Annotated in this window: 25 protein-coding genes, 2 tRNA genes, 1 rRNA gene and 4 pseudogenes; 9 read left to right on the top strand and 23 right to left on the bottom strand. The window is 42.3% G+C overall.

What is annotated here, in order from left to right:
- Positions 1-4 precede the first annotated feature (4 nt).
- The 4 genes and pseudogenes from ACINLD_RS18125 (at position 5) to ACINLD_RS18110 (ending at position 2,391) form a co-directional block, all read left to right on the top strand.
- Positions 5-865: pseudogene (locus ACINLD_RS18125) on the top strand (permease).
- 20 nt (positions 866-885) lie between these two features.
- A complete protein-coding gene (locus ACINLD_RS18120; protein WP_256860174.1) occupies positions 886-1,011 on the top strand; it encodes a hypothetical protein in 126 nt (41 codons plus the stop codon).
- Between the two features lie 21 nt (positions 1,012-1,032).
- Complete coding sequence (locus ACINLD_RS18115; protein ID WP_077735440.1) at positions 1,033-1,551, top strand: arsinothricin resistance N-acetyltransferase ArsN1 family A; 519 nt, start codon at positions 1,033-1,035, stop codon at positions 1,549-1,551.
- Positions 1,552-1,752: 201 nt separating this feature from the next.
- A complete protein-coding gene (locus ACINLD_RS18110; RefSeq protein ID WP_026589754.1) occupies positions 1,753-2,391 on the top strand; it encodes a DUF1796 family putative cysteine peptidase in 639 nt (212 codons plus the stop codon).
- Positions 2,392-2,458: 67 nt separating this feature from the next.
- On the opposite strand, the pseudogene ACINLD_RS18105 reads toward ACINLD_RS18110, so the two are convergent.
- The 7 genes and pseudogenes from ACINLD_RS18105 to ACINLD_RS18075 form a co-directional block, all read right to left on the bottom strand.
- Positions 2,459-2,845, bottom strand: a pseudogene (locus ACINLD_RS18105) (rRNA adenine N-6-methyltransferase family protein); the annotation flags it as partial.
- Between the two features lie 277 nt (positions 2,846-3,122).
- Complete coding sequence (locus tag ACINLD_RS18100; protein WP_121128006.1) at positions 3,123-3,167, bottom strand: erythromycin resistance leader peptide; 45 nt, start codon at positions 3,165-3,167, stop codon at positions 3,123-3,125.
- A 284-nt stretch (positions 3,168-3,451) separates the two neighbouring features.
- Positions 3,452-5,017 (bottom strand): glycoside hydrolase family 32 protein, encoded by a 1,566-nt coding sequence (locus tag ACINLD_RS18095; RefSeq protein WP_409445291.1) that lies wholly within the window; start codon positions 5,015-5,017, stop codon positions 3,452-3,454.
- Between the two features lie 117 nt (positions 5,018-5,134).
- Complete coding sequence (locus tag ACINLD_RS18090; protein ID WP_026589757.1) at positions 5,135-6,598, bottom strand: glycoside hydrolase family 68 protein; 1,464 nt, start codon at positions 6,596-6,598, stop codon at positions 5,135-5,137.
- A 242-nt stretch (positions 6,599-6,840) separates the two neighbouring features.
- Positions 6,841-8,127 carry an ABC transporter substrate-binding protein gene (locus ACINLD_RS18085; RefSeq protein ID WP_410207103.1) on the bottom strand — a complete coding sequence of 429 codons (1,287 nt, stop codon included), beginning with the start codon at positions 8,125-8,127 and terminating at the stop codon, positions 6,841-6,843.
- A 30-nt stretch (positions 8,128-8,157) separates the two neighbouring features.
- Positions 8,158-9,336, bottom strand: a complete 1,179-nt coding sequence (locus ACINLD_RS18080) for a helix-turn-helix domain-containing protein (RefSeq protein ID WP_077735441.1) — start codon at positions 9,334-9,336, stop codon at positions 8,158-8,160.
- Between the two features lie 54 nt (positions 9,337-9,390).
- Complete coding sequence (locus tag ACINLD_RS18075) at positions 9,391-11,181, bottom strand: sensor histidine kinase (protein ID WP_277692462.1); 1,791 nt, start codon at positions 11,179-11,181, stop codon at positions 9,391-9,393.
- A gap of 641 nt (positions 11,182-11,822) precedes the next feature.
- Between ACINLD_RS18075 and ACINLD_RS18070 the strand changes: the two genes are divergently transcribed.
- Positions 11,823-12,116: a contact-dependent growth inhibition system immunity protein gene (locus tag ACINLD_RS18070; protein ID WP_077735443.1), complete on the top strand. Its 294-nt coding sequence runs from the start codon at positions 11,823-11,825 to the stop codon at positions 12,114-12,116.
- A gap of 44 nt (positions 12,117-12,160) precedes the next feature.
- Here ACINLD_RS18070 and ACINLD_RS18065 read toward each other — a convergent pair.
- Positions 12,161-12,526, bottom strand: a pseudogene (locus tag ACINLD_RS18065) (peptidoglycan-binding domain-containing protein); the annotation flags it as partial.
- A 121-nt stretch (positions 12,527-12,647) separates the two neighbouring features.
- Between ACINLD_RS18065 and ACINLD_RS18060 the strand changes: the two are divergent.
- The gene (locus tag ACINLD_RS18060) at positions 12,648-12,938 is read left to right on the top strand and encodes a contact-dependent growth inhibition system immunity protein (RefSeq protein WP_077735444.1); all 291 of its coding nucleotides are present in this window, start codon (positions 12,648-12,650) and stop codon (positions 12,936-12,938) included.
- 46 nt (positions 12,939-12,984) lie between these two features.
- Here the strand turns inward: ACINLD_RS18060 and ACINLD_RS18055 are convergent.
- From ACINLD_RS18055 to groES, 3 genes and pseudogenes are all read right to left on the bottom strand, one after another.
- Positions 12,985-13,099 (bottom strand): annotated as a pseudogene (locus ACINLD_RS18055) (peptidoglycan-binding domain-containing protein); the annotation flags it as partial.
- A 260-nt stretch (positions 13,100-13,359) separates the two neighbouring features.
- Positions 13,360-14,997, bottom strand: a complete 1,638-nt coding sequence (gene groL / locus ACINLD_RS18050; protein WP_026589780.1) for a chaperonin GroEL — start codon at positions 14,995-14,997, stop codon at positions 13,360-13,362.
- Between the two features lie 44 nt (positions 14,998-15,041).
- Entirely contained in the window at positions 15,042-15,326 is a 285-nt protein-coding gene (groES, locus tag ACINLD_RS18045; RefSeq protein ID WP_003179248.1) for a co-chaperone GroES, read from the bottom strand.
- Between the two features lie 225 nt (positions 15,327-15,551).
- Between groES and ACINLD_RS18040 the strand changes: the two genes are divergently transcribed.
- Together ACINLD_RS18040 and ACINLD_RS18035 are read left to right on the top strand one after the other, a co-directional pair.
- Positions 15,552-16,286: a CPBP family intramembrane glutamic endopeptidase gene (locus tag ACINLD_RS18040; RefSeq protein ID WP_026589781.1), complete on the top strand. Its 735-nt coding sequence runs from the start codon at positions 15,552-15,554 to the stop codon at positions 16,284-16,286.
- Complete coding sequence (locus ACINLD_RS18035; protein ID WP_026589782.1) at positions 16,286-16,474, top strand: YdiK family protein; 189 nt, start codon at positions 16,286-16,288, stop codon at positions 16,472-16,474. Before ACINLD_RS18040 ends, ACINLD_RS18035 begins: the two co-directional genes overlap by 1 nt.
- A gap of 50 nt (positions 16,475-16,524) precedes the next feature.
- On the opposite strand, the gene tatC is transcribed toward ACINLD_RS18035, so the two are convergent.
- From tatC to moaC, 4 genes are read right to left on the bottom strand one after another with little or no spacing between them, the layout of a single operon-like run.
- Positions 16,525-17,301: a twin-arginine translocase subunit TatC gene (gene tatC / locus ACINLD_RS18030; protein WP_142246033.1), complete on the bottom strand. Its 777-nt coding sequence runs from the start codon at positions 17,299-17,301 to the stop codon at positions 16,525-16,527.
- A 6-nt stretch (positions 17,302-17,307) separates the two neighbouring features.
- Positions 17,308-17,481: a twin-arginine translocase TatA/TatE family subunit gene (locus tag ACINLD_RS18025; protein ID WP_026589783.1), complete on the bottom strand. Its 174-nt coding sequence runs from the start codon at positions 17,479-17,481 to the stop codon at positions 17,308-17,310.
- A 42-nt stretch (positions 17,482-17,523) separates the two neighbouring features.
- Positions 17,524-18,168 carry a redox-sensing transcriptional repressor Rex gene (locus ACINLD_RS18020; protein ID WP_026589784.1) on the bottom strand — a complete coding sequence of 215 codons (645 nt, stop codon included), beginning with the start codon at positions 18,166-18,168 and terminating at the stop codon, positions 17,524-17,526.
- Positions 18,165-18,677: a cyclic pyranopterin monophosphate synthase MoaC gene (gene moaC, locus ACINLD_RS18015; RefSeq protein WP_026589785.1), complete on the bottom strand. Its 513-nt coding sequence runs from the start codon at positions 18,675-18,677 to the stop codon at positions 18,165-18,167. The genes ACINLD_RS18020 and moaC overlap by 4 nt, the downstream gene beginning before the upstream one ends.
- A gap of 147 nt (positions 18,678-18,824) precedes the next feature.
- Between moaC and ACINLD_RS18010 the strand changes: the two genes are divergently transcribed.
- Positions 18,825-20,753, top strand: coding sequence for an ABC-F family ATP-binding cassette domain-containing protein (locus ACINLD_RS18010; RefSeq protein WP_026589786.1), 1,929 nt, complete (start codon positions 18,825-18,827; stop codon positions 20,751-20,753).
- Between the two features lie 231 nt (positions 20,754-20,984).
- Here ACINLD_RS18010 and tsaD read toward each other — a convergent pair whose 3' ends face one another.
- From tsaD to rrf, 8 genes are all read right to left on the bottom strand, one after another.
- Positions 20,985-22,022, bottom strand: coding sequence for a tRNA (adenosine(37)-N6)-threonylcarbamoyltransferase complex transferase subunit TsaD (gene tsaD / locus ACINLD_RS18005; RefSeq protein ID WP_410207102.1), 1,038 nt, complete (start codon positions 22,020-22,022; stop codon positions 20,985-20,987).
- Positions 22,012-22,470, bottom strand: a complete 459-nt coding sequence (gene rimI, locus ACINLD_RS18000) for a ribosomal protein S18-alanine N-acetyltransferase (RefSeq protein ID WP_026589788.1) — start codon at positions 22,468-22,470, stop codon at positions 22,012-22,014. Before rimI ends, tsaD begins: the two co-directional genes overlap by 11 nt.
- Before the next feature lie 12 nt (positions 22,471-22,482).
- Complete coding sequence (tsaB, locus tag ACINLD_RS17995) at positions 22,483-23,175, bottom strand: tRNA (adenosine(37)-N6)-threonylcarbamoyltransferase complex dimerization subunit type 1 TsaB (protein ID WP_026589789.1); 693 nt, start codon at positions 23,173-23,175, stop codon at positions 22,483-22,485.
- Positions 23,156-23,632 carry a tRNA (adenosine(37)-N6)-threonylcarbamoyltransferase complex ATPase subunit type 1 TsaE gene (gene tsaE / locus ACINLD_RS17990; protein WP_026589790.1) on the bottom strand — a complete coding sequence of 159 codons (477 nt, stop codon included), beginning with the start codon at positions 23,630-23,632 and terminating at the stop codon, positions 23,156-23,158. The genes tsaB and tsaE overlap by 20 nt, the downstream gene beginning before the upstream one ends.
- Before the next feature lie 16 nt (positions 23,633-23,648).
- Positions 23,649-24,623: a thiamine-phosphate kinase gene (thiL, locus tag ACINLD_RS17985; protein WP_026589791.1), complete on the bottom strand. Its 975-nt coding sequence runs from the start codon at positions 24,621-24,623 to the stop codon at positions 23,649-23,651.
- Between the two features lie 163 nt (positions 24,624-24,786).
- A tRNA-Asp gene (locus ACINLD_RS17980) sits at positions 24,787-24,863 on the bottom strand.
- Between the two features lie 39 nt (positions 24,864-24,902).
- Positions 24,903-24,979, bottom strand: a tRNA-Met gene (locus tag ACINLD_RS17975).
- Between the two features lie 15 nt (positions 24,980-24,994).
- Positions 24,995-25,110, bottom strand: a 5S ribosomal RNA gene (rrf, locus tag ACINLD_RS17970).
- Between the last annotated feature and the right edge of the window lie 4 nt (positions 25,111-25,114).

The raw sequence follows: 25,114 nt of genomic DNA, 5'->3' as shown, positions 1-25,114 counted from the left end.
TGTCATGGATATCATTCAAAGCTTTCTATCTATTTCGTTAGAATTAACGATTTTATTTGTTGCCATTTCCTTTCTGATTCACCTCATTTAAGGGGTCATCCCGTATGACAAATTGAATCAATACTTGAAAGGGAAAAATGTTCTTGCCGGTTCAGTGATGGCACTCGTCATTGCATTTGTTACGCCTTTTTGTTCATGCTCCACCATTCCTGTAGTCGTCAACCTGCTGCATAAACAGATCCGCTTCGGCATCGTGATGGTGTTTTTGTTTGCCTCTCCAGTTTTAGACCCGACCATCATCACGTTGATGGCCGCTTTATTAGGTATGAAAGTCGCCTTAGCCTACACAGTCATGACATCCGTTTTATCCATGGTCATTGGCTTAACCCTCGAAAAAATGGGATTTGCAAAATCTGTAAAAACCGTGGTGGTGAGCGGCTACAAGGAGAAACAAACAACATTCAGCTTGAAAGCCGCCTTGCAAGAAACACTTGTCCTTATGAAATCCGTCTATCCTTTCTTAATCATTGGCGCAGCCATCGGCTCTATGATTCATGGACTTGTCCCGACGGTTTGGATTTCATCTGTTTTTGGCGGGAATCAATGGTGGCTGGTCCCGATTGCCGCCATCATCGGCATACCGTTGTATATCCGGCTTTCTGCGATGATTCCTCTTTCACACATCTTCGTTTTGAAAGGAATGGCCATCGCTCCTGTAATGGCATTGATGATTAGTTCGGCAGGAGCGAGCTTGCCAGAATTGACATTGTTAAACAGCATCTTCAAGAAACGGCTGGTCATAGCGTTCGTCATATCCGTGATTTCGATGTCCACGATTTCAGGATTCCTATTCTATATGATGTAACTTAAAAGGAGGTGAAAAGGATGGGACTATTCGATAAAATATTTGGAAAAGACAATTCCGATACCAAAGCGGATAAACAAGACTGCTGTCATATTACTTTCGAAGAAGTGAAAGAAACCAATGAAACATGCTGCACGCAAAAATAAGAAAGTTTGCGGGGGATGTCTATGCACCATCTAAACGTTCGAAAAGCTGTTTGGCGTGACTTACCATGTATTCTGGCCGTTTATAATCAAGGGATCGAAGACCGGATGGCCACGCTTGAGGAAGATTCAAAAAATATAGACGATATGGAATCTTGGTTTCAGGAACATCAAGGGCGGTATTCCGTCCTTGTCGCCGAAACAGAAGGAAAAATTGCCGGCTGGGCGGCTTTAAACCCTTACTCGCACCGCTGTGCTTATCAAGGGGTTGCCGACCTGTCCATCTATGTCGACCGCTCCTGCCGCGGCAAAGGAGTGGGACGCCTTCTTCTCCAAGCTCTTGAAAAGACGGCTAAAGAAAACAGCTTTTATAAAATCGTCTTGTTTACGTTTCCATTTAATAAACTCGGGCAACATTTATATGCGAAAATGGGCTACAGGCAGGTCGGCATTTTCAAAAATCAAGGGAGGTTAGATGGGCGGTTTGTTGATGTGATGGCGATGGAAAAATTATTGCAAGATGAAGGGCCTTCCGAACTGTGAAGGTCCTTTTTTTGTCCCGGTTTTCAAGAAAGTCCTGCCTCTGTTCCATTCAGAAACTCCTCTGACTTCAAGCAATGTGTTTCTAAAATTTCTCCTCACTCGGGAAATAAACTGGACAACTGTTGTTACTTAATTCTCTTAAAAAACATAGAATACTAAAAAAGGATGCTGGAAGCATTTTTTAAAAAGGAGTTCTTGAGTATGAATTTGAATGGAATCAAAGGAGAATATAATGCTGTTTTCGGTTTGGGCCATCTTTGTTTAACAGCCCTTCAGCTTCGCAAAAACAATTTGCGTCCTTATGCTGGCCCATTAGACTGGGTCGGAACTTCTTCCCTTACAGACCTTAACTTTCTGTTAAAAAATCGTTTTTCTCATTTTATGGCACCTGAAAATCTTAGGGTGACGGGTTATTCGACCGGTGTCTATACAAAGGACCGTTACATCTCACTAACAGACGATTATTACCATGTCGATTCCGCCCATGATTTCAAGGCAGATCAAAACACACTGGAACATCTGGTCACATACCGCGAAGTCATGGAGAAATTCAACAGAAGAATTAACCGGTTTTTAGACAAAATGGCGACCGCTGACCGCATCCTCTTTATCAGAACGAAAGGTACTTACAAAGAAGCTCAGGAGCTTCAATCCGTATTATCAGATTTGGTTCAAAATGAATTTCGCGTTCTTCTGATCAATCATGCTGATGTTAAAGGGATCGTGGAGCAGAATTGGTCATTAGAAAGGGTGTGCGCGGTTCAACTTCCTGATAAGGAAATTTGGGAATCCAATGATCGGCTGTGGAGAAAAATGCTGAGCGGTGTGAAAATCGTTTAACACCGCAACACTGGCGGGGCAGCAAACATATTTTCCGTTAACAGCGGCCAATCTGCCGGGGGGCATGGCTCTCCGGATTTTGCCGATAAAGCATTATCATGATCGGTGTTGTGATGGGATATGGAATATTCGAGACAATTCGGCAAATGGATGTTCATAATGTCTTGGTGAATAATTTTCGCATTTGAATGTTGTGCGGTTTTTCGCTTCAGAATGCCGATAAACTTTTGGTTCATATTCCACTGCCAAAACCTTGCCGGCTCTCTCATTTAAAATGGTTGTCAAAGCCCCTGTTCCGGCTCCAAGCTCTAAAACCGTACCTTTTATGCTTACATTTGCCCGCTCTATCATTCATGAAGCAGTTTTTTATCGTTTATCAAATGCCGTCAGGAAAAATTAAGAAATTCTCCACAGCTTCGTTTTTTTCCGCTAACTTATGAATTTTTTTCACCATAACTTCCCTTCCTTTCAAAATAAAAAATCACAGGCTGTCTGCCTGCGATTCAGAGTACAAGGGAAGAGAACCCATCCTTATAAATGAGGGAAAACCAAATAAACCTTCCTTTTTTTCTAATCAAAAGAGGGGATAATTGTATAAAAAAAGAAAGGCAGAACGATCCGCCTTTCTACATTAATCACATATATTTCATAAAAAATGAAGATTAGTAAAAAAGGACAGACTGATCCCGTTTACTCTGCTATTCACAAACAGAGCCTTTGAACGTATTGAATTACTGGTTCAAAGCTGGGAATCGAAGTCTCATCGAATGTGTCATTTTTTAATAATCCTTCATAAAAGTGTAAAATACATGAGCATTATACGTCTGTTTGCAGTAATAGTCAAAATCAATTTCTGTGAGGCTCCTGCTCCGTGTTTGTGACGAGGCATTGTAAATGGTTCAACATCTGAGGAGTAAAGCATAACAACCATACTTCCCTATAGATCGTCAGCCCGAATCCATACCGGTTGGAATGACAAAATCCTAAAGCTTTAAAGTGTTTTAGGATTTTGTCAACAAGTGGTTTAGACTACACCATGCCGCCATGGAAATTCAAAGTATCAATGAATCGAACCAAAATGTTTGATTGTAACATTTTTAAAGATCGCTGTGCCGCCTTCGGAGAAAAAGGTGATTCCTTGATCATCAGGTTTTGGATATATTAAATTTGAATGTGTGAACTTTCCATTATCGACAAAGACTTCAATACTGCTTTTATCAACAATAATCTTTAAGTGAACTTGCTGTTTGCCAGCATCAAACGGTGTTGTGCTTTCCGTGAATTGATTACTTTTGTCAGAGTGGATTGTTGATGACCGATTGACATAAAAGTATTGTCCTTCTGCAAAAATGCCAACATCAACATGGCGTTCTTGATCCGCTGATTCCCTGAGCCTTAAACCTACATTTTTCAGTTCTGACCAAGAGATATCCGTCTCCAACTGGTATGCATCACCGGTTACATGAAGTGTTTTTGAGCCATTTACTTCAATTTGTTCATAGGTATCTGTCGTCTTTGTTAATTTATTCAAAGCGTTAATTGGTTGTGAGATTAGATGATATTTATTGTCTTTGTCATGCTTTAGTTCAATTTGGCGAACAATCGAGTCCATTCCGTTAAACCCTTCTCGCATTGTTGGCGTTTGATGGGCATAATCCCAATTATTCATCCAGGCAAAGGCATAACGTTTATTGTATTTATCGCTTTCTTTTCCATCCTCAAACGTTACTCCGCCGTACCAGTCAAAGCCATAGTCTAACCATTGAGGTTCATGGTGATCCGGAAAGAACTCCTTTCCATCAAAGTTTCCGGTCCAGTAAGCGTAAGTATTGGGCTTGTCTCGCGATTTACCATTTGCACTAACACCAAGCACCCATTTTAATATCCCGTTATTGGCACGCATGACATAAAGATCAGGACACTCTACAATTCCGATATGTTCCGTAACAAAACTGCTCATATAATTCCATTCTTTTAAGTTTTGAGATTCATAAAAGCCTATTTTTGTTCCTTCGGCCATGACCATGATCCATTTATGGCTGCTATCATCCCAAATGATTTTCGGATCTCGAAAATCTTTTGTTCCCGGATTTGACATGATCGGATCATCACGATATGAGGTAAATGTTTTTCCGTGGTCATTACTGTACCATAAAAACTGTTCCTGCTTTCCTCCATCCTTAGAGGGCTGTGTCACAATCGCAACGAGAGCGCCTTTTCCAAACCCCGCTGTATTTTCCTTATCAATCACGACTGATCCTGACCATGGATCTCCATTTTCGTTTGTATATTTCGGAATAGCTATTCCTTCATCATTCCAGTGCACCAAATCCTCTGATGTGGCATGTCGCCATTCAGTTCCATTTCCATTTGGATAATCACCATTATAGAGGTAATAGTAACGATATTTTCCATCCAAATAGATCGGTCTCTGGGGATCATTTTTCCATTTGTCAGGTGTAGTGAAGTGGTAATTTGCCCGGTATGACGGCTTTTTATGTGTATGAGCCGATTCCTGAGACTTATTTGTTTGTTGTTCAACTGTCGGTTCACCAGACTTAAAAACAAGGTGATCTACGAATCCGATGGCAGTTATGATCAGTAAGCCCGCAATAAAAAAAACCAACAGCTTATATCCCCTTTTATTTTTTACTCGTTTGTCCAATCAGACTCACCGCCCTCGAAAAAAGTCAAAGCAAAAAGAAAATGCCAATCATGATTGACATTTTCTTGTTTTACAATATTATTCGTTAATTGTGATTTGTCCTTGTTCAAGGATACTATCTTTTACAACAGATGTTTTTGGTCCTTCAATATTCAGTAAAAAGCTTGGTGCAAACGTAGAGTGATGATCCTCAAAGTAACCTCTGTTTGTCATGTAGCTTGTTACAACCACATTGTCGCTATCCTCTTGTGGGATCGCATAATGAGCGTAATTCCAAGTAATATCATAAGGATCAAGATCATGGTGTAATACAAGTCCGGTTTTATTGAGCGGCTTGTATGGTCCGGTTAAGGAATCGGACACATAACCTAACAAGTAAATGTCTTCGTCATCAATACCGTCAATTGTCATTTTAGATCCTCTTGAGCTAGTGAATAAATACCATTTGCCATCCTTTTTAAAGATGTTCGGACGCTCGATTTCATCTGTTACTGTATTTGAAACAACCAATGGTTTCATTACTTTTTTCAGAGTATAATCATCATTGATTTCAATAATCCCTATTGCGCCATTCGCTAGAGTAGCCAGCTCTTTTTTCGAGCTTTTCAACAGCTTATTCTTTTCAGCTTGGAAAAATTTATTGCTTCCGCCATAGTAAGCTCTATTGTATAGTGATTCCTCACCTTCATCACCATATTCCGTTCCCGTATTTGCTTCAAAGACAAGATACTTATGACCATTATCTTCAATATAATGAGGATCTCTTAATGTATGGTTATTCATGAAATTACCTTCACTGAAAGCTTGATCGACATTTTGATAAACTTTACCGTCTCCACCTTCGAAGATGGATTTAAAATCTTCAACACCTTTAATTTTTAGTGTATCAGCATCTGGTTGAGATAGATTCACTTGAGCTGTTGTTAACGTTTGTTTACCGAAGTGTTTTTCCCCATCCCATGGGTGGCGATTTGTGTAAAATAGGCGAACTTCTCCGTCAGACGTTAAAGTTGCCGATCCTGACCATTCCTCTGCTTGATCTTTTAAATACGGATCGTTTGCAGCGTATTTATCACTATCCTTAAAAACTCTGCCGGCATTTTTCCAGCTATCAAGTGAATGATCACCAACTTTTTTATAGAACATGTATATAAAAGTGTCGCTTCCATTGTCAGGGTCTCCTGCTAAACCGAAAACGATATGATAGCCTTTATATTCCGCCACTGTTCCATCAGCGTTTTGAAGCGGCCAAGTGTCCCATACGTCTATATCCATTAGCTTGCCATTCTCATCATACTTTTTTGCTGAAGGAATGTTTTTAATGGTGGATGCATCGAATTGCGGAACTTCAAATTTTGGATTATCATGCTGCTTGATGATGTCGTACATGTCTGAACGAGTGATTTGAGAAGTCCCATACGTTTCTTTGTGATCCAATGAATCTTTTTGTTTTGCAAAAGATATTGAAGCCCCCCCTCCTACTAGAATTGCTGTACCAAGCGTTACAACTGTTGCTTGTTTAACAAGACTTTTGATTCTCATCTTCTTCCTCCCTAAAATTGTTTTGAAGGTTTACTTGAAACCCAGCCGTAGTCAAACCGTGTTTACAAACTTCATTATAGTTGAGGGCGAATTTTGTGGATATGGCTTATATTGATTAGAATATTGTCTTAAATTGATATCGTATTTTCGGGCAGATTATAAAAAAAATGCCTGCTAAAAATGCGGGCATTTTTTTTATATAATCAAGACTAGTCAGCGGGTTGATCAACTTTTGAGAAGAATTATTTGCTTTTAGCATGATCCCACGATTTCTGAAACTCTTGCAGCAATTGCTCGCGATTCAGCTGTTTTCCGACGTATAGCTGCATTGCAGCGCCAAACTCAGCTTTTACTCCCACAGGAAAACGAAACCAGTTGGAAGATAACGTCTTTCCGGCTTGAGAGTAACGAATCATTTCATCCGCGAGCGGTCCTAAATGGTCAGTCTCGATGTTTTCAAACGCAGGAACATATTTAAAACGTTCCGTCATAAACGTTTTTCCTTGTTTTGAAGAAACCATCCAGTTTAAAAATTTCTTCGCTTCTTTTTTCTTTTCTGGTGTTGCTTGTTTGTTTACAACCCAGTAATTCGGGACACCGACAACTAAGGCATCATTGTTAGGCTCGTCATTAATTGGTATTGGCAGCATTCCTATATTCATATTTGGTGATAGTTGATCAATCATCGGCTGAATCCAGTTTCCTTGCAGTATCATCGCGGCTTGTCCCTTTGCAAATAAGTTCAATTCCATGTTGTAATCTGTTGCGAGCGCACTGTTGTTTCCATATTTCATTGTGACATCGAGCAACTTGATTACATCTTTGAATGTTTGATTATTCTCGATTTTTCTCGTCCCATCATTTAGACCTTTAATAAAAGCAACTGGATCTTCTTGTTGTGCAAAAGCAATACTCAACAGGTGGTCACCCAATTTCCACCCTTCATAATAACCGTTTGCAAAAGGCGTGATCCCTGCTTTTTTCAACTTTTCCGCTGCTGCTATTAATTCAGTTAGCGTATTCGGCAACGTATCAATGCCTGCCTGACGAAATAAATCCTTATTATAAATGAATCCAAAACCTTCTAAATTAAACGGCATTCCGTAAATTTTTCCATTGAATTTCATTGGGGTTAACGTATCTTCATATGCATGTTCAACCCATGGTTGGTCCGTAAGATCCTCCAAATATTCACGCCATTGTTTGCCATGTTCGTATCCAGTGTTTGTGAAGATAGCAGGACCATGACCAGCAGCCATCTGTGCTTTCAGGCCAGAAAGGTCATCGGCAGCCCCGCCTACGGTGTGAATCTGAATATCTACGTTTGGATTTTTCTTTTCATAAACATTGACCATTTGTTCGAACTGTGTGGATATTTCCACTTTCGGATTTCGAACCTTTAATATGATTTTTTCCTCCGCACGTTCCGGCTCTTTTGATATCGGTACCTTCTTCGTCTTCGTCTGACATTCCGAAAGAGATAAGCTTAGTATGCCGACTAAAAACATGTGAAACATCCCTTTTTTCATCGATTCACCCCAATAGTCAAAAGATATCGATCACCTGCTCCCAACTTTCAGCTTCTTCCCGTCGTTGCGGTACTCAAAAGGTGTCATGCCAACGACCTTTTTGAATAATTTTGAAAAGTATTTCTCGTCCTGATAGCCAAGCATTAAGGAAATGGAATAAATACTTTCTTCCGTTTCACTTAACCATCGTTTTGCTTGATCGATTCTTAGTTTCATGATGTATTTGGAAAGAGTCATTCCCGTTTCTTGTTTGAACTTTCTGGATATGTGTTCACGGCTCAAAAAGAACCGGCTTGATAGTTTTTCCAAACTCAATTCCTTCATGTAGTACATGTCAACATAAGAAACAATGTCCTTCATGCGACGGGCGTCATCCAGATCATTTAAACGATGAATCGATCTGAAGTTTTGTTCTTCCACTGCTTTTAGTAAAGACTGAAACGATTTCGGGATCTCTTCCAATGATTTGATTGGTTGACCGGTAACAAGACGAACAGGAATATCAAATTCATGACTTATCCATTCCTCAACAGATAACCATTCGCCCTGTACAGTCATAGCTAAACAAAGACTTTGATCATTCTGAAGCGTAAACGCATTTCCAAGCCCCTGATCGACAAGCTGATCAGCAAGCCGCTGAATGTATGGATCAGAATGGTGCATTTGATAAAAGGAAATGAGTGTAAGGTCGTACTCCTCGGCTGGGGGAAGACATAAAGCCATTTCATTCATGTCGAAAGGTTCCCCGTTGCAAGCGTCGGTAACGAACTGATTCATACGAAGCCTTTTAACATCCTCATAAACACCTGCTTCTTTATATAGACGATCCTCCTCTTCACTCGCCCAGCATTTAACAGCTTCTTCCAACGTTTCATTAAATGCATCAGCTTCAATCGGCTTCAATAAATAATCGAAACTGCCGCACTTAATTGCTCTGCGCATATATGAATAATCGTCAAAACCTGTGATTAAAATGACTTTCCCGGGATAAGACATGGCGTCTAACCACTCCATTAATTCTATACCGCTTATTCCAGGCATTTTCACGTCTGTAAAGACGATCTCCGGATTATCTCTTAAAATCACTTTTTTGGCCTCTTCTCCATTGCTTGCTTCGAAAATATCAGTAATACCGTACTTTTTCCACTGTCCCAAATGCCGGATGACATCACGCACATTAAATTCATCATCTACAATTAGAGCCTTCATACTTTTTCTCATCCTCCTTACAAGATACCAAGTGAACATTTTCTGTTTGGATGACTATGAAACAATCTCTTCTTTTGCAATCTTTGAATCTAAAGGAATCATGAGTCGAACGAAAAATCCATGTCCTTGCTTCCGATCCAGCTCTAGTCCAGCACCTTGTCCATAATTTAGAACTAATCGGTCATGAATATTTTTCAAACCAATATGCTCGTGGGAGTACGTTCCTTCATCAGAAGCCGTATAGATATTTTCCCTTAATGTTTGCAGCTCTTTATGTGTCATACTAGGTCCGTCATTTTCTACCACGAGACTTAACATTTCTCCTTGGATTTCTCCATAAATGTTTAAATGTGAGTGATAGAAACCTTCCTCATAACAGTGTTTAAAAAAGTTTTCAACAAGCGGTTGAAGAATCATACTTGGAATCTTCATTGCCAGGATTGTTTCATTTATTTGAATAGAATAATTTAAACCGCTTCCAAAACGCTCCATTTGAAGGGATAAGTATGATTGTATATACTCTACCTCTTCTCGAACCAATACCCACTGATCTGCCCGAATCGAGTACCGCATCATTTTCGATAAGTGCGTGACCAATTGGTAAACTCTCGGAGAATGGTCTCTTAAGGCAACCGCCCCTATTGATTGTAATGCATTAAATAAAAAATGCGGGTTTACCTGGGATTTGAGCGCTCTGAATTGGTTTTTCCGATTTTCAATTTCCAGTTTATATTCACGTTCAATATGCAGATTGATTCGGTCCATCATGTCCTTCATATGATTTTCTAATAGACCGATTTCGTCTTCTCTGCTGTCATCAAAAGGGACATCCGTATGTCCACCTTCAATTGATTCCACTTTCCTGCTGAGAAGTTTAATCGGACTCGTTATTTTATAAGTAATAATACTTATCATCATTAATCCCAGCACCCCTACTCCTATCCCGACAAGTATGTTTGTGTATGCGGTCTGCCTGACATCTTGAAATAATACGTGACTAGGAGTTATCTTGACCAGTTTCCATTGATTTAGTGGCTCTGATAAGGTTTTGGATAGGATAATATCTTCTTCCCCAACATCTTCAGCTGCATCGATCCTCTTCAGCAAACTAGGGGGAACGGACTGACCTATAAGTGCTTGATTATTTGCATACATGACACGATGATTTGAATCTATCAGTAATACGGATTCTTCTTCATGCTGAGCAACACTTTTGCATATACGTGCATACCCATCTAAATCGAAATCAATTGTAATGATTCCGAGAAATTCATTCGACAGCACATCTACTAATTTATGATGAATCGTCATCACCATTGCGGTATCTGCTTCAGGAACAATTGCGGCATTATTATAATTCTCAATCCGATGCGGAGGCTCAATCATATACTTTACGTTTGAGTTATAAAGTTTCCTCATTGATTGTTCCTTTAATAAATCCGGTTGAGATTTACGTGCACTGACCATCGTATTGTAAACAGTAAACGATTCTTTATCCTTATCAATATAAAAGCGGACCTGACGTATTTCGTTTCGCATGAGAGAAAAAGTTTCAATGCTTTTTTCAACAGCAGCCGGATTAAAATAAATGGAATCCTCAAAACCATCTTGAAAAATTCGGTATAAATCAGGAGTCCGATATAAATTATATGGAAGATTGATCTTGTCATGAAAATATTGCTGCAGCTCCTCCGACAATGTCTCCATTTGATCATGACTAACTTCAAGCTCGTGCTCTTCAACACTTTTTTTCGTATATTCATAAATCAAAAAAACGGAAACAAAATACGGCAGGATAATAAAGGTAAACAGCATGAACAATAAACGGCTTCGAATACTTTTCATTTAAAATACTCCTTTCGTGAAAATGGAGTCCAAATTAACATGCCTTTTTCATAAGAGAATTAGAAAGTATGCAAATGACATATAATGAACCTCCATCAAAAGGAGTTCTATTAAAATCAGCAAATTTAAATTGAGTATTTAAAAAAATGTTTTTTAACGATTGGGCATCCTAATACTTTTTATTTAAATTTATTTGAATATGTATGTCAACATAGGACAAATAGGTTAAAAAAACATAAAGGATTATAAAATTTCCTTGTTACAGCGGATTTCGAAAGCGGTTACCAAAATAAACGAAACCGCTGTCATCATAAGCGAAATGAATCTTACTTACTAGAAAAGTAATTGATTGTTACAATAATGCAGGAAAATATAATTAGTTGTTGTAACAATCTTAATAAATTCCCCATAAAAATATAATTTGTTACGAAATGATGTTATTTTGGGATAGAAACAGTCGTTTGTTTTTAGATATAAAGCGAATGGAGAGATTCTTGGATGAAGTGTTGAAAGAGGCGAAGTGTTGAAAGAGGCTCAAGGTGTTGCTGAGGATGTTAGCAACGCAAAAATAATATTGAAAAAGAGTAAGAATAAAGAGTTTATTTTAACTGGTTATCCTATAAAATAAAGGAGCTCTAAAAATGTTCGATAATAATTATGATATTCTTGAAGAATTAAGTGATTTCTTTGCTGGAAGGTTTCATCAAGATATGGGTTCTCCAGACCAAGCACTTGAAGAGTTTATTACAGAATCCAGCAAAGAATGCTTGGTTTTCACAATAAAAATTTGTGAAGAATTTTTAAATAGTGACAAATCCGATCAAAAAAAAGAAGACTTTATAAAATCGAATTCGGAGATTTATTATCCTGCAATCGGATTAACTCCTTTACAATGGTTGAAAAGTATAATAGAACAAATGAAAAAAGCTATTTGAAAGAAAACTTGAAAGGCCCTTCTTAATGAAAGGGCCTTTTTTATTTACTTCAATAACGCCGCGAGTTTTGCTTTAGTTTTAGGCCCGTATATTCCATCAGCAGATAACCCGTACATCAGCTGAAACCGTTTGACCGCGTTCGCCGTTTTCGGACCGTAATAGCCGTCAATCCCGTGATTCTTGGCGTTCCTGTTCGGGTAGAAATAAAGACTCGCCAGCGCCTCCTGAATCTGCCGGACAGCCGTTCCTTTCATCATCGGACTTTTCACTTTATAGATGCCGGACGGCAGCTTGTAGGATGATTTTTTTCCGCTTAAAGATGACTTTTTCTTTTTCGCTTCAATGTCCTGCAAAACGTTTTCTGTTGCCGATCCATAAATGTCATCAACCGCTATTCCAGCTTTCAATTGATGGTAAACTATATAATCATAAAGGTTGGAAAGTAGATGAAGTGATTGATGTTCCAGACGAACTTGTTCCAATAAGGATGGTAGCTATATCAGAACAGCACCCCAACGAGGTGAATAATAAATGATTGAAATAAAAGTTTCTGATCCTGTATATCAATTTCTCGGAGGGATTTTCCACCAAGACATTGAATCACCAGAGTCAGCACTTGAAGAGTATTTAGATCAGGTATCCCAAAAGGAACAAGAAGACGATGTAATAGCTCTAACAGAGTTTATAAACAGTGAGTATTCAGAAGAAGAAAAGAATGATTTTATAGAGGAAGCTGCCGATGGTGTAGATTTCCTTAGTTATGAAGTAGCTCCATTAATGTGGCTTAAACAAGTTACTCAAAAAATAAAAAACAATACTTAAATTTTGTAATCACTTACGAGCCCCTTGAAGATTCAAGAGGCCATTTTTATTTCAATAATGCTTCAAGTTTTGCCCTTGTCTTTGGTCCATCAATACCGTCCACAGACAGCCCGTGCATCAGCCGCATCAGCTGTCTTCGGTCCATAATAGCCAGCAGCCCCATACCAGCGAAAAGCCCGCTGCAATCATACAGGTTTTGCAGCGCCTCTGACAATCTCTTTTTTCAGGATAGTTCCTGTGGATTTACTTGTTTGTCTGAAACACGTTTTTTCCCTAGCGTACTGTCGACTTTTTTTGGAATGCATCCAGTTTTTGGCTTGAGTCGCTCCCCTAGGACGCTGAGTGAAAAATGATCAGGAGCTTTTTTTGTAAATAAGAAAAACCCCTTGATTTCTCAAGAGGTTTTTCGCGGAAGCTGGGCTTACATCATGCCGCCCATGCCACCCATTCCGCCCATGTCAGGCATTCCTGCGCCGCCGCCTTTGTTTTCTTCAGGCTTATCGGCAACAACTGCTTCAGTTGTCAGGAACATGGCCGCAACAGATGCTGCGTTTTGCAGAGCTGAGCGCGTCACTTTTGTAGGGTCAACGATACCTTTGTCGATCATGTTCACCCATTCGCCTGTTGCAGCGTTGTAGCCGACACCGATTTCTTCATTTTTCAGGCGTTCAACGATGACAGATCCTTCAAGACCGGCGTTGTGCGCGATTTGACGGATTGGTTCTTCAAGGGCGCGAAGAACGATGTTGATACCAGTCAGTTTGTCGCCTTCTGCATCAAGTGCGGCAACTTTATTGTACACATTGACAAGAGCTGTACCTCCGCCGGATACGATTCCTTCTTCTACCGCGGCGCGTGTAGAGTTCAGGGCGTCTTCAATGCGAAGCTTGCGTTCTTTCAGTTCAGTTTCAGTCGCAGCGCCGACTTTGATGACAGCTACGCCGCCTGCAAGTTTAGCAAGTCGCTCTTGTAATTTTTCTTTATCGAACTCAGAAGTTGTTTCTTCAACTTGAGCGCGGATTTGGTTGACGCGGGCCGCGATTTGTTCCGTGTCTCCTGCGCCTTCAACGATCGTTGTGTTTTCTTTTGTGACAACGACTTTAGAAGCGCGTCCCAATTGTGTGATTTCAGTTGATTTCAGGTCTAGGCCTAAATCTTCTGTGATCACTTGCGCACCTGTCAGGATCGCGATATCTTCAAGCATCGCTTTGCGGCGGTCACCGAATCCAGGAGCTTTTACAGCCACTGCATTGAACGTTCCGCGAAGTTTGTTGAGAACGAGTGTCGCAAGTGCTTCACCTTCTACATCTTCAGCGATCAGAAGCATAGGTTTGCCTTGTTGCACGACTTGCTCAAGCACCGGCAGGATTTCTTGGATGTTTGTGATTTTCTTATCTGTCACTAAGATGTACGGATTTTCAAGAACCGCTTCCATCTTATCAGAGTCAGTCACCATGTAAGGAGACGCATATCCGCGGTCAAACTGCATACCTTCAACCACTTCAAGCTCAGTCGTGAAGCCTTTGGATTCTTCGATTGTGATGACACCGTCGTTGCCGACGCGTTCCATCGCTTCTGCGATCAGGCTGCCGACTTCCTCATCAGCCGCTGAAATCGCAGCAACCTGTGAGATGGACTCTTTGCCTTGGATTGGTTTAGAGATTTCTTTCAGGCTTTCAACCGCTACAGCCACAGCCTGCTCGATTCCTTTACGGACGCCTACAGGATTTGCACCGGCTGTTACGTTTTTAAGACCTTCGCGAATCATCGCTTGGGCAAGAACTGTCGCTGTCGTTGTACCGTCACCGGCAACATCGTTCGTTTTGCTGGCAACTTCAGCAACAAGCTTCGCACCCATGTTTTCGAAAGCATCTTCAAGCTCGATTTCTTTCGCGATCGTTACACCGTCGTTTGTGATTAATGGAGAACCGAATTTTTTCTCAAGAACGACGTTGCGTCCTTTAGGTCCCAACGTTACCTTTACAGCATCCGCCAATGCATCGACACCGCGCAGCATTGAACGGCGGGCTTCTTCGCTAAACTTAATATCTTTTGCCATGTTATCCGAACCTCCTATAATATTGTGTAATGTTTATTTAAGACTTAGCCGATGACAGCTAAAATGTCGCTTTCACGTAAGATTAAGTAGTCAGTACCTTCATATTTCACTTCGGTACCTGCATATTTTGAGAAGATGATGCGGTCGCCTGTTTTAACTTCTAATGCCACGCGCTCTCCGCTCTCTAATACACGGCCTGAACCGGCAGCAACCACTTTACCCTCTTGGGGTTTTTCTTTTGCGGAGTCAGGAAGTACGATTCCGCTAGCAGTTTTTTCTTCAGACTCAACGAGCTCAATGACAACGCGATCACCTAATGGCTTTAACAATGAAACAACCTCCTCAATATTTTCATATGTAATTTTAGCACTCGCATCTGTTGAGTGCTAACACAATTCTTATAATAAAGAATCTCCCAGCTAATTTCAAGTGATAAGGTGAAAATTTTTTACGCTTACATTTTTCCCGTGATACCTTCAGCGACCTATAATTTCAAAAAGGTGTGTTACAATAAACATAGCCTGTTTAGATTTTAGAAAAGGAGTACATACGGCTTGAAAAAACAATACTGGTTTATTATTTTGACATATGTCCTCATGCATCTGTCATCTGTTGTCGGCATTCCCCTCTTGTACTTTTTCGGAGTGGGAAGAGGCATGGAACCCGCTCAAGCGGAGCTTACACTTTCAGGTATTTGGCTGATCATCGCCTTTTCGCTCTGTCTTGTCATCGTGCTGTTGATCTTGAGGACGGCGCCGAAAACGACGCTTCGCAACGGCAAGAAAGCATCTGCCGGCGCATCTATTGCCTGGGCGGTAGGCGGCGTATTCCTCGCTCTGTTTGCCCAGTCGATTGCCGCTTCAATCGAAATGAACCTGCTTGGGGTCAAACCGGAATCGGAAAATACGCAGCACATTATGCAGCTCATTAACACAATACCGCTGATGATATTCGTCTCTTCCGTATTCGGTCCGATTCTCGAAGAAATCATTTTCAGAAAGATCATTTTCGGCGCTATTTACGAAAAAACGAATTTCTTCATTGCCGCTCTGTTCAGTTCAGTGCTTTTCTCGGTTGTCCATATGGATTTCTCACACCTGCTCATTTATGCGGCAATGGGATTTACGTTCGCCTTTTTATACGTCAGAACAAACCGGATTATCGTTCCGATTTTCGCCCATGTCGCCATGAATACGCTCGTTGTATTGATTCAGACTTTCCAAGGGCCTATTGAAGAATATTTGGAACGGCTCGAGAAAATGCAATTGATTATTGGAGGATTTTTATGATGAGAAGCCCTGTGTTTTGGGGGTTCATTTATTTATTGACAGGCGTGCTGTTTACTTACCTGGCATCCACCTCACCGGGAGGCATATGGTCTTTTTACACCATTCTGTTGATGCTTTTCGCCGCCTATAATATCAGTATTTCCTTCAAAATGTTCGCCTTGTCGGGCAGAATGAAGCGAAAAAAATAAAGAGCCCTTTCGAAAAAGATGAGCCATTCCCTTTCCGCGGGAATGGCTCTTTATTTGCTCTGGTCTTTCAAAAATGCCTGGTTTTCCTCCTGGATGATCGTTTTTTGCGCCTGTCTGTAAGAGATTCTTGAAATCACGATACTGAGCTCATAAAGCAGCAATAAAGGCACAGAAACCATTAAATGAGACAATACTTCAGGCGGTGTGATGAGCGCCGCGATAACAAACAAAACAAAATAGGCGTACTTTCTGATTCTGGACAAAAACATGGGCGTCACCAAACCGAGCCTCGTGATAAACATGATCACGACAGGCATCTGAAACAATAAGCCAAAAGGAAGCGTTAATTGCAGCAAAAACTGAAAATATTCATGAATTCCGATGACCTGATTGACGTTCAAATCATCGGAGATCCTCGTCATAAAATCGACGACAAACGGAAATAAAATAAAGTAAGAAAAGGCAATGCCGCCTAAAAAAAGTATGATCGATACCGGAATATAGCTGAGCGTCACTTTACGCTCTTTTTGATACAGCCCGGGGCTGACAAAAGCCCACAGATGATATAAAAGAAGCGGCGAAGTCAAGACAGCGCCGATGATGAAAGCAAACTGCACATACACAAACAAAGGGTCAGTCAGCTTAAACGCGTTAAGCGTGAGCAGCTTTGCTTCATCCGTCTGCTGCAGATAAATGATCAGCGGCTTTGCCAAAAAAAAGCCTGCTGCAACAAAAACGACAAAAAAGAAAAAAATCATCATGAGTCGTCTTCGAAGTTCTGTAATATGTTCTACCAGCGACATTTCTTTTCCCTTCATAAATGTCATCCTATCTTACTGATCTTCCTTCTTTTTATCCGTATCGTCGTCAGCCAACCCTTTTGTCGCATTTTTAAATTCCCGCAGCGTATTTCCGGCCGCTCTTCCAAGCTCCGGAAGTTTTTTCGGGCCGAATACTAAAAGCGCCACCACGACGATTAAAATAAAGCTTCCAGGACCGATTGGCATCAATGCCTGCCCCCTTTCCTTTACTTTTAAGCTTCCCGTTTTTCACTTGTCATTCATTGAATAATGCTTCAGAAAATACACGAGTGACTGCAGTTCAACCGCCAAATCTATATGATGAATTCGAATGTGGTCCGGCACATTCAAACGAGCCGGCGTAAAATTTAAAATCCCTTTAATGCCCAGCGCGACCAGCCTGTCTGTGATGGATTGCGCGGCTTGGGCCGGAACCGTCAAGATGGCGACGGGAATGTCATCCGTCATATGTTCTTCAAGGGCGTTTAAGTCATAGACCGGAACGCCGCCCACCTCGGTGCCGATTTTATTCTCATTGATGTCAAAAGCCATGGCAATTTTCGTATTGTTGTTTTTGATGAAATTGTAATGGAGAAAGGCTGTCCCTAAATTCCCCACACCGATGAGTGTTACGTTTGTCATTTCATCCTGATCAAGCGTCTTTCTGAAAAAGGACAACAGATAATTGACATTGTAGCCGTAACCTTTTTTGCCGAGGGCGCCAAAGTAGGAAAAATCCCTGCGTATGGTAGCGGAATCGACCTTGACGGCATCGCTCAGCTCAGCGGATGATACACGCTGTTTTCCGGATGCATGAAGGTTTTTTAGAAAACGATAATATAACGGCAGCCGTTTTGCTGTCGCTTGCGGAATTTTTGAATGATCCATGTTCATAGACGATCCTCCATGTTTACATCAGCTTTTTCCCTTTTGTAGTCACCGTTTTTCCCGCCAGTCTTTTCGAGAAGACATGTCGGTCCTATCACCATTCCCTTATCCGCCGCTTTGCACATGTCATAGACGGTCAACGCACAGACGGAGGCGGAAGTTAACGCTTCCATTTCCACACCTGTACTCCCTCTCGTCTTGACTCTAGATTGAATATGCAGCACGCTTTTCTGTTCTTTTTCCTCCCACCGAAAGGCAATATCAACTCCCTTGAGCGCGATCGGGTGGCACATCGGGATGATGGCGGAAGTTTGTTTTGCCGCCATGATTCCGGCAACCTGAGCCACTGCCAGCACATCGCCTTTCCCGATTTCCCGGTTGTTGATTTTTTCATGTACTTCTTTATTCATGGACACACTTGAGACGGCTACTGCGGTGCGGACTGTAGCTTCCTTTTCACTGATGTCAACCATCCTCGCTCTGCCCTGTTCATTAAAATGTGTAAATTCATTCATGATCAAAACTCTCCTTATAACGATCATACACTATTTTTTTCGTTCTGTCTTTTTCTTTTGGTTAAAATCTTCCAGACTTCACTTAATTGTTTGCTGACTGCCGGTTGATAGGCTACACTTAAAATAGCAGACAAGAGGTGAAATATCATGATGATCTTGCAAGTCAATCAGCTCGCAAAATCGTTTGGGGCTGATACTATTTTAACGAATATAAAGCTGGAAGTCAGATCAAAGGACAGGATTGCGATCGTCGGACGCAACGGAGCCGGAAAATCGACTTTCTTAAAAATCATCGCAGGAAAGCTGTCATATGAAAAAGGTGAAATCATCAAGCCGAAAGATTTAACGATGGGCTACCTGGACCAGCACTCAGGGCTTGATTCAAAGCTGACGATTAAGGAAGAACTGCTGTCGGTATTTGAATTTCTCAAGAAAATGGAACAAGAGATGCGTTCGATCGAAGAGCAAATGGCGCATGCTGATCCGGGCAAGCTGAACTCTTTAATGAAAACTTATGACAGGCTGCAGCAGGAGTTTAAAGACAAGGGCGGCTACCAATATGAAGCCGAAGTCAGATCCATCATGCACGGACTTGGTTTTGCCGGGTTTGATGATAACGCCCGCGTTCAGGACTTGAGCGGAGGACAGAAAACGCGGCTCGCTCTCGGTAAAATGCTTTTGACAAAGCCCGATCTCCTCATTCTCGATGAGCCGACGAACCACTTGGACATCGACACGCTGACATGGCTTGAACAATATTTGCAAAACTACAGCGGAGCGATTTTAATCGTGTCCCATGACAGATACTTTCTCGATAAAGTTGTCACACAAGTTTACGAGATTTCCCGCTCCCAGAGCAAAAAATATATCGGAAACTACAGCTCTTATCTTAAATTGAAGGCAGAGCATCTTGAAAAAGAAACGAAGCTGTATGAAAAACAGCAGGATGAAATCGCCAAGCTGCAGGACTTCGTCGACCGCAATTTAGCCAGGGCTTCAACGACAAAGCGCGCACAGAGCAGAAGAAAGCAGCTTGAACGGATGGAAGTCATGGATAAACCGCTGGGTGATGAAAAGTCGGCGTCCTTTCGCTTTGACATTTCAAGGCAAAGCGGAAACGATGTGCTGCGGGTTCAGGATTTAACCGTCAGCTATCAGGATCAGCCCCCGCTTCTCCGCTCGCTCGATTTCCACATTACCCGCGGTGAAAGTGTGGCGCTCGTCGGACCAAACGGAATCGGCAAATCGACTCTGCTTAAAACGCTGGTAGATAAACTGAAGCCTGTATCGGGAGCGATTGCGACAGGCTCGCATGTCACAATCGGCTACTACGATCAGGAACAGGCTGAACTGACATCGTCAAAACGCGTGCTCGACGAGCTTTGGGACGACTATCCCGAGATGAATGAGAAAGACATTCGAACTTGTCTCGGCAACTTTCTATTCTCCGGAGACGATGTGTTAAAGCCGGTACACGCTTTAAGCGGCGGGGAAAAAGCGCGGCTCGCTCTCGCCAAGCTGATGCTCCAAAAAGCCAATTTTCTTATTCTTGATGAACCGACAAACCATCTTGATTTAGACAGCAAAGAAGTATTGGAAAACGCTTTGATCGATTATCCGGGAACGATATTATTCGTGTCTCATGACCGCTATTTTATCAATAGAATCGCTACGAAAGTATTTGAGCTCTCCCCTGAAAAAATCGAGGAGTATCTGGGAGACTACGATTACTACACAGAAAAAAAAGCACAGCAGCTTGAGCTCGAACAGCTGGAAAAACAAAAAGCAGATGAGCCCAAGAAAACAGCTTCTGAAAAAGCGGGCGCGAAACGCAGCTATGAAGAAGAAAAGGAATGGAAAAGAAAAGAACGACAGCGACAGCGCCGCATTGAAGAAATCGAAACAAGAATTACGGGTATCGAAGGGCAAATCGAAAAAAATGAAGAACTTCTTTGTGAACCGGATGTCTTTCAAGACCATGAAAAAGTTCAGGATATCCACTCCGAAAACGAAAAGCTCAACCTCGAGCTTGAACAGCTGTTATCGGAATGGGAAGCACTTTCTACAAATGAATAAATGAAAAGCAGACCGCTTCATATTATGAAGCGGTTTTTTGTCCACAAAAGAAAACCTTTGTTATTAAGAAAGAAAACGTTTTACCCACAATATCCACAAAAAACATAATGTTTATACACATTATCAACAAGTAAAAAAGGTCTATAAAATAGGCTTTATTAAATTATACACAAGGCTGTGGATGTGTGTTAATAATTTGTTAATAACTTTTACCGCGTAAAAAAACCCCACTTACGTGAGGTTTTGATAAGAAGTCAGCTCAAGGCCGGGGTTGCCATTCATATCATATCTTCCCCTGATTCCTTTTTCAAAAGCGACGGTTCCTGCCGCGGCGATCATCGCTGCATTATCTGTGCATAGCGAAAGAGGCGGAATCAGAAGCTCAATCTCCGGATGGTTGCTGAATGTCTGTTCAAGCGCCGTTCTAAGCCCTTTGTTTGCCGCAACCCCTCCGGCCAGCAAAACCTGTTTGACGCCATAAGCCTTTGCCGCACGTTCCGTTTTGGTTACGAGCACATCAATGACGCTTTTTTGAAAGCTTGCGGATAAATCCTCCGGCGATATGGTTTCACCTTTTTGCGAAGCATTGTGAAGCGTGTTGATAACCGCTGATTTAAGTCCGCTGAAGCTGAAATGATATGAGCCCTCTTCAAGCCATGCACGCGGCAATGGCACGTTTGCATCACCCTGATGTGCGAGCTTGTCTATATGCGGACCTCCCGGATATGGCAGCCCCATTGTTCTCGCTACCTTATCATAGGCTTCACCCGCCGCATCATCAAGCGTTTCTCCTATGACTTCAAACGATCCGTGTTCCTTCATATACACGAGTTCTGTATGCCCTCCGGAGACGACGAGTGCAAGCGCCGGAAAATCCATTTCCTGAACAAGACGGTTCGCATATATATGACCGGCAATATGGTGAACACCTACCAACGGAATGTTGCGGGCGAAGCTCAGCGCTTTTGCCGCATTTACCCCGATTAATAGTGCGCCGACAAGACCGGGTCCTTCCGTTACCGCAATCGCATCAATGTCATCAAAATCCATTCCCGCCTGTGAAAGAGTTTCCTCCAGCACAATCGTGATTTGCTCCACATGATGACGGGACGCGATTTCCGGAACAACGCCCCCAAACCGCTTGTGGCTTTCAATTTGCGATGCGACAACATTAGCGACAATCTCTGTTCCATTTTTCACAATCGCTGCGGCGGTTTCATCACAGCTTGTCTCAATTCCCAATACATACAGATCTTTTTTATGATTCATTTAGTCTCACCCACATGATCAACGCATCTTCTCCATTATCAGTATAGTAATTTTTGCGAATGCCTCCCGGCTGAAAACCGAGTTTTTGGTACAAGCTTTGCGCAATATGATTCGATACCCTCACCTCTAATGAAAGCTGCTCCGCCTTTTTCATCCGGCACAGCTTCATGGCGGCTTTTAACAGAGCCTCGCCAAAACGGCGGCCCCTGTGTTCAGGTGAAACGGCAATATTCGTAATCTGTGCATCATCCATCACGATCCAGATGCCGCAGTAGCCAATGACTTGTTCTTCGATTTCAAGAACAAGGTAATGTGCATACATATTGTGATCAAGCTCATGGTGAAAAGACTCTTTTTTCCACGGTGATGAAAAAGAGCGCCTTTCAATTTCAAACACTTGATCCACGTCTTTTGGCGTCATTTCACGTATGACCATTTGTGTATTCATGGCTTCACCCGTTTATTTTTGTTTTTCCAGCCAAACAGCTTCCGCTTCGGCCAGCCGAATATAGTTTGGAACAAGGCCGTGTACAGGTTCAGGCTCTTTAAGCTCTCCGATCAATGCCAGCTCAGAAGGACGCGGAAGCTGCAGGGCAGGCCCTGCAATCACCGCTTGGTCGCCCATTATCTGCTTAATCAAATCTTTGTGGATGTCCGTATCATGGCCCAGGAACAGGACTTGCTGCTCCATGTCTTTCAGCTGTTTAAGCCAATCTTCAAGCAGGATATTTTGATCTTCTTTTAAAGCCCGCAATACACAGTTTTGATCATATTGATACAGCCCTGTATAAACCTGTCCGCGTCTTGCGTCAAACAATGGACAAATCAGTCCGGAGAAAAAACGGCCGCCCGCAGCCAGCACCTCAAGGCTGGAAACAGCTGCAACCGGAATATTTAACGACCAGGCAAGCGTTTTGGCTATCGTGACGCCAATCCGGACGCCTGTATAAGATCCAGGTCCTTTGGCAACGACAATTTTGCTCAAGTTCCCTGGCTCAAGTCCGCATTCCTTCAACAGCTCATCAATCGCCGGCATTGCCCTGACCGAATGATTTTTTTTCAAATGGGAAATATGCTCGGCCATCACCTTTCCATCCCTTGTTAAGGCAACACCAAGCGTTAAATTGGATGTATCAATCGCAAGTATCGTCATGTTCGCTTATCTCCTTGCAAAGATTTTCGTATCTGGCGCCTCTTGGAGAAAAGGTCAGTTTTCTCTCATCATCACCTATCCGTTTGATGACGATGTCAAGCCGTTCTTTCGGAAGCTGCTCCTCAATCAGATGGGCCCACTCCACTAGGCAGACGCCGTCTCCTTCAAAGTACTCATCTAGTCCGAGATCTTCGGCCTCATCTTCAACTCTGTAAACATCCATATGATACAGGGGAAGAGCGCCGTCGCGGTATTCTTTTATGATGGTGAAGGTCGGGCTGCTGACAACCCGCTGGATGCCGAGTCCTTCCGCAAACCCTTTCGTAAAAGTCGTTTTCCCGGCTCCAAGATCGCCTTCTAATGTCATGACATCGCCAGGCTGAACGTATCTTGCAGTCAATCTGGCAATGTCTTTTGTCTGTTCAGGTTCTGTCGTTTTCCATTCTACTGTTTTCACCTTTATGTCACCTGTCTTATTTAAAATGATTATATCCTTTTTTCTCAAGGAGTACGCAATCTTGTCCGCTGTGATAGAAAACTTGGGCATCCCCGGATTGACGAATGCGCCCGATTTGACAAACCGGGATCCGATGCTTAGAGCATTCTTCGTAAAAATGCTCCCACTGATCGCTTGAAATCGTACCGACAAGTTCGTAGTCTTCGCCGCCGAACAAGACCCACTCTTCCCATCCGTTGTGCAGTGTATGTAAATCTGAATGTACAGGGATTAAATCTTGATATATGTCAATTGAAACACGGCTTGCTTCAGCAATTTCATTGAGCTCGCTGGCAAGTCCGTCGCTGATATCATTAAGCGCCACATGTTGATAGCGCGAACAAATTAAACCGGCTTCGACTTTCGGTGTCGGCCTTTTATGACGTGCAATAAAATATTGCGCCTGCCGCTCATCTTTGACCGGTATTTTCTCTAATAAAAAGGACAGCCCGGCCGCTGATGAACCGAGTTCCCCTGTTACAAAGACGACATCCCCCGGCTGAGCGTGGCTTCTGAGGCAGGCTGTGCCCTTTTTGATCTCACCGATCACCGTTACGGTTATCACCATTTGTCCGTTCGTCGCTACGGTGTCACCGCCGATTAAATCCATTTGGTATAGTTTCGCCAGCTGGTTCATTTCTTCATACATCGCCTCAATATCCGCGTCGTTCCATCCGGAAGGGACGGCGATTGAAACGAGATAAAATTTCGGAAAGCCTCCCATAGCAGCAACATCACTTATATTCACAGCCAATGCTTTATAGCCGATTTCAGCCGGTGTTGAATGCGAGGAAAGAAAATGGACACCGTCGACCATGGTATCGAGGCAAACAATCTCCTGATATCCGTTCTTTGAATGGTAAACAGCGGCATCGTCTCCAATGCCGATTTCGATTTCCTGATGAGAAAGCGAACGGGGCGCAATCTTGTGAATCAGCTCAAATTCATCCATAAGATAACATGCTCCTTTGCTGTTAAAAGCGGCAAATCAAATACTATCACTAGTTTATCGAATTTACTGCAATAAAGAAAGCTTGGCAGAGCCAAGCTTTAAAAATTATGGGAAAGAAGACATAAAAAAAAACGAAATATCTCGATTTCGTTTGTGTACAACATGGCGGTCCGGACGGGACTCGAACCCGCGACCTCCTGCGTGACAGGCAGGCATTCTAACCAACTGAACTACCGGACCATTTCGTTATGTTTAACATTTTGGCTGTTAATTTAAATTTGGTTGCGGGGGCAGGATTTGAACCTGCGACCTTCGGGTTATGAGCCCGACGAGCTACCGAACTGCTCCACCCCGCGATAATATGAAGTTCGGCTTGGCGGCGTCCTACTCTCACAGGGGGAAGCCCCCAACTACCATCGGCGCTGAAGAGCTTAACTTCCGTGTTCGGCATGGGAACGGGTGTGACCTCTTCGCTATCGCCACCAAACCTT

The organism is Bacillus sp. z60-11 (assembly GCF_046464135.1).
Classification (GTDB): Bacteria; Bacillota; Bacilli; order Bacillales; family Bacillaceae; genus Bacillus; species Bacillus sonorensis_A.
Note: the sequence above shows the minus strand (reverse complement) of the source record. Positions and strands in the feature narration are given on the sequence as shown.